This is a genomic window from Achromobacter pestifer (genome assembly GCF_013267355.1).
In the GTDB taxonomy this organism is placed as follows: Bacteria; Pseudomonadota; Gammaproteobacteria; order Burkholderiales; family Burkholderiaceae_B; genus Achromobacter; species Achromobacter pestifer_A.
This window is the reverse complement of the sequence record NZ_CP053985.1, coordinates 4,575,065-4,586,701: the sequence shown is the minus strand read 5'-3', so window position 1 is coordinate 4,586,701 and position 11,637 is coordinate 4,575,065. Positions and strand designations below refer to the sequence as shown.

General features: G+C 59.4%; 7 protein-coding genes, 2 tRNA genes and 3 rRNA genes. 5 read left to right on the top strand and 7 right to left on the bottom strand.

What is annotated here, in order from left to right:
* Positions 1–63 precede the first annotated feature (63 nt).
* The gene (locus FOC84_RS21815) at positions 64–933 is read right to left on the bottom strand and encodes a LysR family transcriptional regulator (RefSeq protein ID WP_173146268.1); all 870 of its coding nucleotides are present in this window, start codon (positions 931–933) and stop codon (positions 64–66) included.
* A 112-nt stretch (positions 934–1,045) separates the two neighbouring features.
* On the opposite strand from FOC84_RS21815, the gene FOC84_RS21810 reads away from it, so the two are divergent.
* Complete coding sequence (locus tag FOC84_RS21810; protein ID WP_173146267.1) at positions 1,046–2,446, top strand: MFS transporter; 1,401 nt, start codon at positions 1,046–1,048, stop codon at positions 2,444–2,446.
* Between the two features lie 44 nt (positions 2,447–2,490).
* Here FOC84_RS21810 and FOC84_RS21805 read toward each other — a convergent pair whose 3' ends face one another.
* The gene (locus tag FOC84_RS21805; protein ID WP_173146266.1) at positions 2,491–3,123 is read right to left on the bottom strand and encodes a hypothetical protein; all 633 of its coding nucleotides are present in this window, start codon (positions 3,121–3,123) and stop codon (positions 2,491–2,493) included.
* A 119-nt stretch (positions 3,124–3,242) separates the two neighbouring features.
* Between FOC84_RS21805 and FOC84_RS21800 the strand changes: the two genes are divergently transcribed.
* From FOC84_RS21800 to FOC84_RS21785, 4 genes are all read left to right on the top strand, one after another.
* On the top strand, positions 3,243–4,196 hold the full coding sequence (locus FOC84_RS21800) for a 3-hydroxyacyl-CoA dehydrogenase NAD-binding domain-containing protein (protein WP_173146265.1): 954 nt from the start codon (positions 3,243–3,245) through the stop codon (positions 4,194–4,196).
* 133 nt (positions 4,197–4,329) lie between these two features.
* The gene (locus FOC84_RS21795; RefSeq protein ID WP_173146264.1) at positions 4,330–4,602 is read left to right on the top strand and encodes a GNAT family N-acetyltransferase; all 273 of its coding nucleotides are present in this window, start codon (positions 4,330–4,332) and stop codon (positions 4,600–4,602) included.
* Between the two features lie 21 nt (positions 4,603–4,623).
* Positions 4,624–5,028 carry a YchJ family protein gene (locus tag FOC84_RS21790; RefSeq protein WP_173146263.1) on the top strand — a complete coding sequence of 135 codons (405 nt, stop codon included), beginning with the start codon at positions 4,624–4,626 and terminating at the stop codon, positions 5,026–5,028.
* Positions 5,029–5,085: 57 nt separating this feature from the next.
* Positions 5,086–5,826, top strand: a complete 741-nt coding sequence (locus FOC84_RS21785; protein WP_173146262.1) for an aldolase — start codon at positions 5,086–5,088, stop codon at positions 5,824–5,826.
* A gap of 154 nt (positions 5,827–5,980) precedes the next feature.
* Here FOC84_RS21785 and rrf read toward each other — a convergent pair.
* From rrf to FOC84_RS21760, 5 genes are all read right to left on the bottom strand, one after another.
* Positions 5,981–6,093 (bottom strand): 5S ribosomal RNA (rrf, locus tag FOC84_RS21780).
* A gap of 199 nt (positions 6,094–6,292) precedes the next feature.
* Positions 6,293–9,177, bottom strand: a 23S ribosomal RNA gene (locus tag FOC84_RS21775).
* A 296-nt stretch (positions 9,178–9,473) separates the two neighbouring features.
* Positions 9,474–9,549 (bottom strand) — tRNA-Ala (locus FOC84_RS21770).
* Positions 9,550–9,572: 23 nt separating this feature from the next.
* Positions 9,573–9,649, bottom strand: a tRNA-Ile gene (locus FOC84_RS21765).
* A gap of 132 nt (positions 9,650–9,781) precedes the next feature.
* A 16S ribosomal RNA gene (locus tag FOC84_RS21760) occupies positions 9,782–11,312 on the bottom strand.
* Together the 16S, 23S and 5S rRNA genes with 2 tRNA genes alongside form the textbook arrangement of a ribosomal RNA operon.
* Positions 11,313–11,637 lie beyond the last annotated feature (325 nt).

Sequence of the window (11,637 nt, the reverse complement as noted above, 5' to 3'; positions counted from 1 at the left end):
ATGGTCAGGCAAACCTTAGCGCCTGCCGCGCCCGCCCACAAGCCGCCCCGTCCGGGCCCGCGCCTACTGGTCCTCTTCGAACACCTCGACGATCGCGTCGGCCACGGCGCGCACGCGGGCCGTGCGGTTCAGGTCGCCGTGCATCACCAGCCAAAGGTCATACGGTTCGCTGCGCGCGGGCCAGATGCGCACCAGGTCCGGGTACAGCGGCGCCATATGTGTCGGTACCTGACCTATGCCCAAGCCGGCCGCGACCGCCTCGACTATCATCAGGCCGGAGTTCAGCTCCACGCCTATGCGCCCGTTGCCCGTGGGCTCGCCGCAGAACGTATCGGACCAGCCCGGCAGCACCGTCTGCTGGTACGTCACCAGCGTGTGCCCCGCGAATGCCGTGCCCAGCCGTGGTTCGCCATGCGCCTCCAGATAGGCCCGCGAGGCGTACAGTCCGACCTCCTTGCGCGCCAGATGGCGGTGGATCAGGTCGGGATTGTCCGGCCGGATATTGCGGATCGCCAGGTCCGCTTCGCGGCGCGTAAGGTTGCTGAGCTGGATCGCCGTGGACAGCACGACGCGAATGTCCGGGTGGTGGGCATGCACGCGCCGCACGGCCTCCATGATGTAGTAGCTGGCGACGGTTTCGGACGTCGCCACGCGGACCACGCCCGACAGCCGGTGGTCCAACCCCTGCATCTGCCGCTGCAACTGGTCCGCCGCCTGCTCCATGCGCTCCGCCGCAGCGAAGGCCAGCTCGCCCGCCGCCGTGGGCACGTATCCGCCCGGCGTGCGCAGGAACAGCCGCGCGTCCAGCGAAGACTCCAACGCCGCCAGCCTGCGTCCGGCCGTGGCCTGGTCGACCTGCAGCAACGCCGCCGCGCCGCGCAGCGTGCCCACCCGATAGATGGCCAGAAAGATCCTGGCGTTGTCCCAGTCCATGGCTGCCTTCTTTAAATGCATTTTTGCATCACTATAAAGCAATTATTCTGCTTTTTTGCATCACCCTAAGCGCCTAAGCTTCAGTCCTCGAAAGCCGCCGCAAGTCTCAATCATGAACTCCGCCTGTCCCAATATCCCGGCCGCGTCGCTGGACGCCAAGCCCGCCGCCGCCGGCCTGCTCCCCCTTGTCACGCTGGCCATCGGCTTTGTCATGGCCATGCTGGACGTCACCGTCGTCAACGTCGCCCTGCCCAGCATCGCGCTCCAGTTCACCGTTCCGCTGACCGACCTGGTCTGGATCGTGGACGGCTACACCCTCACCTTCGCGGCCCTGCTGCTGGTGGCCGGCGCGCTGGCCGACCGCTACGGCGCCAAGACCATCTACCTCGCAGGCCTGGCCGTCTTCACCGTGGCGTCCCTGCTCTGCGGGCTTGCGCCCAACGCCGACATGCTGATCCTGGCCCGCATGCTGCAAGGCCTGGGCGCGGCCCTGTTCATGCCCAGCTCCCTCAGCCTGCTGACCCACGCCTACGACGACGAGCAGGTGCGCAACCGCATGCTGGCGGCTTGGTCCGCCATCGTGGCCGTCGCGGGCGCCTCCGGTCCCCTGCTGGGCGGCGTGCTGATCCACCAGTTCGGCTGGCGCGGGATCTTTCTCATCAACATCCCGCTGGGCCTGGCCGGACTGTGGCTGGCCCGCAGCCGGATCCTGGCGGCCCCGCGCCGGCCGCGCGCGCTCAATCCGCTGAGCCACCTGCTGGGCGTGATCGCGTTGTCCTCGCTGTGCTTCGTGCTGATCCAGGGCAATGCCTATGGCTGGACTTCCAGCCGCATCCTGGGCATGGCTGCCCTCTGCGCGGCTGCCGCCCTGCTGCTGGTGCGCCGGGAACGCCGCCATGCCGAACCCATTATCCCGCGCGCCCTGTTCGCGACCACGCAATTCGCGGCCGCCAACGGCGTGGGCTTTCTGATCAATCTTGGGTCCTACGGCCAGCTCTTCTTGCTCAGCCTGTTCCTGCAACAAGCGCGCGGCGCGGATCCCCTGCAGACGGGGCTGCAACTGGTGCCGATGCTGGCCGTGTTTTCCATCGGCAACCTGATATCGAGCCGGATCTCGGCGCGCTGGAACGTCTCGACTGCGCTGCTGGGCGGCATGTCGCTGGCCGCCCTCATGAGCGGCGCGGGCATCTTCGTCTTTTCGCCGGACATGGCCTACTGGCCGTTTGCCGTCGCCGTCGCGCTGTCCAACCTGGGCGTGGGCATCGCCGTGCCTGCCATGACCAGCGTGGTCATGCAGGTCTCGGGGAAAGGCCACGCGAACAGCGCCGCCGCGGCGCTGAACGCCAACCGCCAATCAGGCGCGCTGGTCGGTGTCGCGCTGATGGGCACCATCCTCCATCTGCTGCCAGACTGGCGCGCCAGCCTGCCCGCGGCCTACGCCATCATCGCCGCAAGCTACCTAATCGCGGCCGCGTTGGTGTGGCGGCATCTGCGCCGCACCCGCAACGCCTGATCGCTGGCAGCCGCCGGGTCCAGGCCACGCAGCCGCCGCCGCGCTCAGGCGGGCGCGGCCGCCAATATGGCCACGCCTCGTCCCGCGAAGAATTCGTCGAACACCGTCAGCGGCAGTTCAACATCGGCCTGCGCGCCGGGCTCGCCCGAAGGGTTGTGGAAGGTCACCGAGTCCGGCGTGACGCGGGTCAGCAGCACCAAATGCCCGCCTTTCCTGGGCGGTTGCCGGTCGGGCCAGCGTATCCAGGGATGCACGGACGCCATGAAATAGGCTGCCTGCGACATCAAGCCAGGCAGTTCGTCCGTGCGCAGATCGACATGCACCCGCGCTTCCAGGCCGAACGCCTCTCCCACGTAGCGCACGAACGGCGCGTAGATCATTCCCTTGATCTGCTCGCCCTCTACCGTGTAAGCGCCATAAGGCAGGCTGCCGCGCGCCAGCTCCAGCGTGGGGTAATGCCGCCCGTCGCGCGCCGCCAGCACCATCTTCAGGCAAGCCATGCCGCAGACGTGGCTGGCCCAGCGCGCATACTCGTCCACGTCGCGCGCGCCTGAGCCGCGCCAGGCCGGATCATCGGCCAGCGCGAGCTTGCCCTCGATGATCTCGCCTGCCAGATGCGCCGACTCCCATTGGCAAAAATACGGCACGGCGGATCGCAGGGCTGACGTCGCATTCATGCAGGACTCCGGGATTCAGAATTCAAAAGAGAGCCCTTATCTTGCCCGCGCCGCACCCGCGTGGCAACGGGCCGGTGTTTGCTTCACAATGCTCCTATCCGCGCTTATAGGAGACCCGCATGTCCAGCTCTGCCACGTCGTCCAATCCGTCCGCCATCCGCCGCGTCGCCATCGTCGGCGCCGGCACCATAGGCGCCAGTTGGGCGGCGCTGTTCCTCGCCCGTGGCCTGGAGGTCGTCGTCAGCGATCCCGCCGCCGACGCCGAGCCGCTGACGCGCGCCCGCGTGCAGGCCGCGTGGCCTGTGCTCGCCGAACTCGGGCAGGTGCTGCCCGGGACCTCGGCCGACGCCTTGCGCTTCGAACCCGACCTGGAAGCGGCGCTGGCCGGCGTCGATTTCGTCCAGGAAAACGCGCCCGAGCGCGAAGACTTCAAGACCGCGTTGTTCGCGCGCATGGACGCGCTGCTGCCGCCGCATGTCATCGTTGCGTCCAGCTCGTCGGGCCTCATCATGAGCCGCCTGCAATCGCAATGCGCCCATGCTTCTCGCTTCGTCATCGGGCATCCGTTCAACCCGCCGCACCTGATCCCGCTGGTCGAGGTGGTGGGCGGCGAAAAAACCTCGGCCGAGACCATCGACCGCTGCATCGATTTCTACCGCAGCCTGGGCAAATACCCCATCCGCTTGAACAAAGAAGTGCCGGGCCACATCGCCAACCGCCTGCAGGCGGCCCTTTGGCGCGAAGCGATCCACCTGGCCGCCGAGAATGTGGCCAGCGTGGCCGACATCGATGCCGCCGTATCGCAAGGCCCGGGGTTGCGCTGGGCTCTGTTTGGTCCGCACATGACGTTCAACCTGGGTGGCGGGGCTGGCGGCCTGGCCCACTTCATGGACCATCTGCTGGGTCCCGTGCAAACCTGGTGGGACGATCTGGGTACGCCGGACGTCACCCCGGAACTGCAGCGGCGCCTGATCGAAGGCGTCAACGCCGAAGCAGGCCAACGCAGCATTGCCGACCTGGTGCAGCGGCGCGATGCGCAGCTCACCGCGCTGCTGAAAGTACTGCAACGCTGAACCGGCTGCCGCCGGTGATCGCAAACGCGTGCCGGCAGCCCACGTAATCCTCGAACCGGCAGGCAGCGCCGCCGGTAGCCCTAGAAGCGGCGTCCCTGGACGCCGCAGCCATTCCACCGCAGGATTCCTACGAATGATCTCCGTAACGCAAGACACAAGCCGTTCCCGCTACACCGCCACCGTCGATGGCGTCTTGTGCGTGCTGGACTACCAACTACAAGGCAACATCATGGCCATCACCCACACTGGCGTGCCCAGCCAGGTGGGCGGCCGCGGCATCGCAGCCGAACTGACTCGCCATGCGCTGGACGACGCCCGCGCCAAGGGCTGGAAGGTGCAGCCCTTGTGTTCGTATGCCGAAGCCTATATCCGCCGGCACCCCGAATACCGCGACCTGCTGGCCTGAGCGCCCTCGGCGTTTCCCATCGTGACCAAACCCTCCAAACTCCCGGCAACGGCCTGTCCCTGCGGTAATCCCAAGTCTTATCCCGAATGCTGCGGCCGCTGGCATGAAGGCCCGCAGGCCATGCAGGCGCCCACCGCTGAAGCGTTGATGCGTTCCCGCTACAGCGCCTTCGTGCTGGACAAGCTGCCTTATCTGCTGGCCACCTGGCACCTCAGCACCCGTCCAGCCGCTTTGGATCCCAATCCGCCCGATCTGAAATGGCTGGGTTTGGCAATCAAGAACACTGCCGATCAGGATCCTGCGCACGCGACCGTCGAGTTCGTTGCCCGCAGCCGCCAGGCCGGCCGCGCCCATCGTCTGCACGAACTCAGCCGCTTCGTGCGCGAAGGCGGCCAGTGGTTCTACGTGGACGGTGACCTGTACTGACCCTTGCGCGGACTTTCCCGACAAGGCCCTCTTCAACCCAGACCTCAATAGGCAGAAATGAACCACGACCCTCGCCTCGCCGAAGCGCTCTTTCACTCTGAACCTGTCACCGCGTTGCGCGCCGACCTTGCCCTGGCGCTGCGGGCCGCCGCGGCGCACGGCTTGGGGGAAGGCGTCTGCAATCATTTCAGCGTGGCCCTGCCCGGCGACTCCGAGCATTTCCTGCTTAATCCCCGTGGGCTGATGTGGCATGAAGTGCAAGCGGAAGACATCGTGCTGATCGATGCCCAAGGCAACAAGCTCGCGGGCCGCCATGCGGTCGAACCCACGGCCATGTTCATCCATGCCGCCATCCACCGCATCGCCGGCAAGGCCTGTGTGCTGCACACGCATATGCCCTACGCCACGGCCTTGACCCTCACATCCGATCGCGCGCTCGACACCACGCTGTCGCAGAACGCCATGCGCTTTCACGGCCGCCTGGCGATAGACGAACACTACAACGGCCTGGCGCTGGACGTCAGCGAAGGGGAACGCATCGCCCATGCCATGCAGGGCGCGGACGTGGTATTCCTCGGCAACCATGGCGTCGTCGTCTGCGGCGAGCGGCTGGATTATGCCTACGACGATCTGTTCTTTCTGGAACGAGCCTGTACGGCCCAGGTGCTCGCGCAGTCCACCGGACGTCCGCTTGTGCCGGTCAATGCAGAGCTGGCGGCAAAGGTCGCCACGCAGGTCCAAAGCGAACGCCTGCAATCCGAACTATTCTTCGCCGCCTTGCGGCGCCAATTGCCTTAGCCGCTCTTTAACGCCAAAAGCAAAAACCCCTCGCGGGGTCTACCTGCGAGGGGTTTTTCATTGGGGTATGCGGACCGCGTGAATACCATTATCGGCGCGGCGCCACAAAGACAAAACCCCACAGCGGTTAGCTGTGGGGTTCTGCGGAATAAAAGCTTGACGATGACCTACTTTCACAGACGTCCGTCCACTATCATCGGCGCAAAGTCGTTTCACTGTCCTGTTCGGGATGGGAAGGAGTGGGACCAACTCGCTATGGTCGTCAAGCGTAACTGGTTGAGCGGCTGCGGTTAGGCAACAGCTCCAATCTTGGAAGAAACACAACGCGTGGCGATCAGAGTCAGACTCGATGATCACGCACGGGGGGGGTGTAATTGGTGTTGGCTGGCTGCCGACGGTGCAGCCAGATTTTGTATTGAACGACACTTGGAACGCTACATCACCAGGTCATAACCATCAGTGTTATAGGATCAAGCCTCACGAGCAATTAGTATCGGTTAGCTTAACGCATTACTGCGCTTCCACACCCGACCTATCAACGTCCTGGTCTTGAACGACTCTTTAGGGGGATCAAGTCCCCGGGATACCTAATCTTCAGACGAGTTTCCCGCTTAGATGCCTTCAGCGGTTATCTCTTCCGTACTTAGCTACCCGGCAATGCCATTGGCATGACAACCGGTACACCAGAGGTACGTCCACTCCGGTCCTCTCGTACTAGGAGCAGGCTCCGTCAAGTATCCAACGCCCACGGCAGATAGGGACCAAACTGTCTCACGACGTTTTAAACCCAGCTCACGTACCTCTTTAAATGGCGAACAGCCATACCCTTGGGACCGGCTACAGCCCCAGGATGAGATGAGCCGACATCGAGGTGCCAAACACCGCCGTCGATATGAACTCTTGGGCGGTATCAGCCTGTTATCCCCAGAGTACCTTTTATCCGTTGAGCGATGGCCCTTCCATTCAGAACCACCGGATCACTATGTCCTGCTTTCGCACCTGTTCGACTTGTCAGTCTCACAGTCAAGCACGCTTATGCCATTGCACTATCAGCACGATTTCCGACCGTACCTAGCGTACCTTCGAACTCCTCCGTTACACTTTGGGAGGAGACCGCCCCAGTCAAACTGCCCACCATGCACTGTCCCCGATCCGGATAACGGACCAAGGTTAGAACCGCAAACAAACCAGGGTGGTATTTCAAGGATGGCTCCACGTGATCTAGCGACCACGCTTCAAAGCCTCCCACCTATCCTACACAGGCCGGTTCACAGATCAATGCAAAGCTACAGTAAAGGTTCATGGGGTCTTTCCGTCTAGCCGCGGGTAGATTGCATCATCACAAACACTTCAACTTCGCTGAGTCTCAGGAGGAGACAGTGTGGCCATCGTTACGCCATTCGTGCAGGTCGGAACTTACCCGACAAGGAATTTCGCTACCTTAGGACCGTTATAGTTACGGCCGCCGTTTACCGGGGCTTCGATCAAGAGCTTGCACCCCATCACTTAACCTTCCGGCACCGGGCAGGCGTCACACCCTATACGTCGACTTTCGTCTTTGCAGAGTGCTGTGTTTTTAATAAACAGTCGCAGCCACCGATTCTCTGCGACCCCATCATGCTAAGCGCGCAGGCGCTTCACACTACCGGGGTATACCTTCTCCCGAAGTTACGGTATCAATTTGCCGAGTTCCTTCTCCTGAGTTCTCTCAAGCGCCTTGGAATATTCATCCCGTCCACCTGTGTCGGTTTGCGGTACGGTCTCGTACAGCTGAAGCTTAGAGGCTTTTCTTGGAACCACTTCCAATCACTTCGCGAGCAATGCTCACTCGTGCCACACCCTTGATTTACGCGCCCGGATTTGCCTAAGCGCCATCTTCGATGCAGCAACAGGGACATCCAACACCCTGATGATCTTCCGCGATCCGTCCCCCCATCGCACTGTACGACGGTACTGGAATATTAACCAGTTTCCCATCAGCTACGCATCTCTGCCTCGCCTTAGGGGCCGACTCACCCTGCGCCGATGAACGTTGCGCAGGAAACCTTGGACTTACGGCGAGGGGGCTTTTCACCCCCTTTATCGCTACTCATGTCAGCATTCGCACTTCTGATACCTCCAGCAGCCTTTACAAGCCACCTTCGCAGGCTTACAGAACGCTCTCCTACCGCGTGCACTAAAAGTGCACACCCGCAGCTTCGGTTTATCGCTTAGCCCCGTTACATCTTCCGCGCAGGACGACTCGATCAGTGAGCTATTACGCTTTCTTTAAAGGATGGCTGCTTCTAAGCCAACCTCCTGACTGTCTATGCCTTCCCACTTCGTTTCCCACTTAGCGATAATTCGGGACCTTAGCTGGCGGTCTGGGTTGTTTCCCTCTTGAGTCCGGACGTTAGCACCCGGTGCTCTGTCTCCCAAGCTGTACTTGCGGGTATTCGGAGTTTGCCATAGTTTGGTAAGTCGCCATGACCCCCTAGCTATAACAGTGCTCTACCCCCCGCAGTAATACTTGAGGCACTACCTAAATAGTTTTCGGAGAGAACCAGCTATTTCCAGATTTGTTTAGCCTTTCACCCCTATCCACAGCTCATCCCCTAATTTTTCAACATTAGTGGGTTCGGTCCTCCAGCACGTGTTACCGTGCCTTCAACCTGGCCATGGATAGATCATCTGGTTTCGGGTCTACACCCAGCGACTGAATCGCCCTATTCGGACTCGCTTTCGCTACGGCTTCCCTATTCGGTTAACCTTGCCACTGAATGTAAGTCGCTGACCCATTATACAAAAGGTACGCAGTCACCCCACAAGGAGGCTCCTACTGTTTGTATGCATACGGTTTCAGGATCTATTTCACTCCCCTTCCGGGGTTCTTTTCGCCTTTCCCTCACGGTACTGGTTCACTATCGGTCGATCACGAGTATTTAGCCTTGGAGGATGGTCCCCCCATCTTCAAACAGGATTTCACGTGTCCCGCCCTACTTGTCTTACGCTTAGTTCCACACACAAGATTTCGCCTACAGGGCTATCACCTGCTACGGCCGGACTTTCCATTCCGTTCGACTATCTTGCGTGCTAAAACGTAAAGGCTCTTCCGATTTCGCTCGCCACTACTTTCGGAATCTCGGTTGATTTCTTTTCCTCGAGCTACTGAGATGTTTCAGTTCACCCGGTTCGCTTCCACTGGCCTATGTATTCAGCCAGGGATACTGCATTGCTGCAGTGGGTTTCCCCATTCGGACATCTACGGATCAAAGCTTGTTTGCCAGCTCCCCGTAGCTTTTCGCAGGCTACTACGTCCTTCATCGCCTGTGATCGCCAAGGCATCCACCATATGCACTTAGTCGCTTGATCCTATAACGCTGTAGGCTATAGGACCTGAGTATTAGCGTTTGTGCCGTTCATAAGTTTCAAAGCAGTCTGAGGTTATTCACCCCAGTCTTGAGAACTTGGAACAAAATTAATGCAATCACAACCCGTACTTATCTTCATCGGCTTGCGCCGAGTACTTGATAAGTACATTTCGTTGTGCTTCTTCCAGATTGTTAAAGAACGAATATAGCTGTCAGGTAAAACCTAACTCATAGCATCGTTTGCACGACACTATGAGTTAGCCTCTACATCACCACCAGGTGAGTTTTGAGAATCAATGGTGGAGGTGAACGGGATCGAACCGATGACATCCTGCTTGCAAAGCAGGCGCTCTCCCAGCTGAGCTACACCCCCATATCCCGCATGCGCAGAATACTTGGTGGGTCTGGTTGGATTCGAACCAACGACCCCCGCCTTATCAAGACGGTGCTCTAACCGACTGAGCTACAGACCCAAAACCTTCTCGGATCAGTAGTCAGGTAGTTGGAGACCCAGGGAAGATTCCCTCGACCCAAGCCTACAACTGATCCCAGCTATATCAAACAACCGATAAGAGTGGACGCTTAACACGAGCACTTAAGCTCTGAAAGGAGGTGATCCAGCCGCACCTTCCGATACGGCTACCTTGTTACGACTTCACCCCAGTCATGAATCCTACCGTGGTAATCGCCCCCCTTACGGTTAGGCTAACTACTTCTGGTAAAACCCACTCCCATGGTGTGACGGGCGGTGTGTACAAGACCCGGGAACGTATTCACCGCGACATGCTGATCCGCGATTACTAGCGATTCCGACTTCACGCAGTCGAGTTGCAGACTGCGATCCGGACTACGATCGGGTTTCTGGGATTGGCTCCCCCTCGCGGGTTGGCGACCCTCTGTCCCGACCATTGTATGACGTGTGAAGCCCTACCCATAAGGGCCATGAGGACTTGACGTCATCCCCACCTTCCTCCGGTTTGTCACCGGCAGTCTCATTAGAGTGCCCTTTCGTAGCAACTAATGACAAGGGTTGCGCTCGTTGCGGGACTTAACCCAACATCTCACGACACGAGCTGACGACAGCCATGCAGCACCTGTGTTCCGGTTCTCTTGCGAGCACTTCCAAATCTCTTCGGAATTCCAGACATGTCAAGGGTAGGTAAGGTTTTTCGCGTTGCATCGAATTAATCCACATCATCCACCGCTTGTGCGGGTCCCCGTCAATTCCTTTGAGTTTTAATCTTGCGACCGTACTCCCCAGGCGGTCAACTTCACGCGTTAGCTGCGCTACTAAGGCCCGAAGGCCCCAACAGCTAGTTGACATCGTTTAGGGCGTGGACTACCAGGGTATCTAATCCTGTTTGCTCCCCACGCTTTCGTGCATGAGCGTCAGTGTTATCCCAGGAGGCTGCCTTCGCCATCGGTGTTCCTCCGCATATCTACGCATTTCACTGCTACACGCGGAATTCCACCTCCCTCTGACACACTCTAGCCCGGTAGTTAAAAATGCAGTTCCAAAGTTGAGCTCTGGGATTTCACATCTTTCTTTCCGAACCGCCTGCGCACGCTTTACGCCCAGTAATTCCGATTAACGCTTGCACCCTACGTATTACCGCGGCTGCTGGCACGTAGTTAGCCGGTGCTTATTCTGCAGGTACCGTCAGTTTCACAGGGTATTAACCCATGACGTTTCTTTCCTGCCAAAAGTGCTTTACAACCCGAAGGCCTTCATCGCACACGCGGGATGGCTGGATCAGGGTTTCCCCCATTGTCCAAAATTCCCCACTGCTGCCTCCCGTAGGAGTCTGGGCCGTGTCTCAGTCCCAGTGTGGCTGGTCGTCCTCTCAAACCAGCTACGGATCGTCGCCTTGGTGAGCCGTTACCCCACCAACTAGCTAATCCGATATCGGCCGCTCTAATAGTGCAAGGTCTTGCGATCCCCTGCTTTCCCCCGTAGGGCGTATGCGGTATTAGCTACGCTTTCGCGTAGTTATCCCCCGCTACTAGGCACGTTCCGATACATTACTCACCCGTTCGCCACTCGCCACCAGACCGAAGTCCGTGCTGCCGTTCGACTTGCATGTGTAAGGCATCCCGCTAGCGTTCAATCTGAGCCAGGATCAAACTCTTCAGTTTAATCTCTGTATTTGTTTCGTATTCTTGGTCCAGGTTGATTTACACCAATCCAAACCAGGTCATACGTCGCTACTCAAAGGAAGTGAGGTATGTTCTTAAACTTGACGTCTAAGGTACTTCACTTCTAGTGAGCACTTGATTTCATTGTGCTTGTGACCGAAGTCACTATGCACTCGCATCAAGCGCCCACACTTATCGGTTGTTTAATTGTTAAAGAGCGGTACTGCTAAATTCTGTACTACTTACTGCCTGCTCGCTTCGCTACGCCGCTTTCGCTGGCGCCGCGTTGTTTGCAGCAGAGAAACGAGATTATGAAGAAGTTTTT

What these genes read in the sequence shown, in the direction of transcription:
- FOC84_RS21805 (WP_173146266.1), bottom strand. Translation starts at nt 3,123, where the DNA reads ATGAATGCGACGTCAGCCCTGCGATCCGCCGTGCCGTATTTTTGCCAA.
- FOC84_RS21785 (WP_173146262.1), top strand. Translation starts at nt 5,086, where the DNA reads ATGAACCACGACCCTCGCCTCGCCGAAGCGCTCTTTCACTCTGAACCT.
- FOC84_RS21800 (WP_173146265.1), top strand. Translation starts at nt 3,243, where the DNA reads ATGTCCAGCTCTGCCACGTCGTCCAATCCGTCCGCCATCCGCCGCGTC.
- FOC84_RS21815 (WP_173146268.1), bottom strand. Translation starts at nt 933, where the DNA reads ATGGACTGGGACAACGCCAGGATCTTTCTGGCCATCTATCGGGTGGGC.
- FOC84_RS21810 (WP_173146267.1), top strand. Translation starts at nt 1,046, where the DNA reads ATGAACTCCGCCTGTCCCAATATCCCGGCCGCGTCGCTGGACGCCAAG.
- FOC84_RS21795 (WP_173146264.1), top strand. Translation starts at nt 4,330, where the DNA reads ATGATCTCCGTAACGCAAGACACAAGCCGTTCCCGCTACACCGCCACC.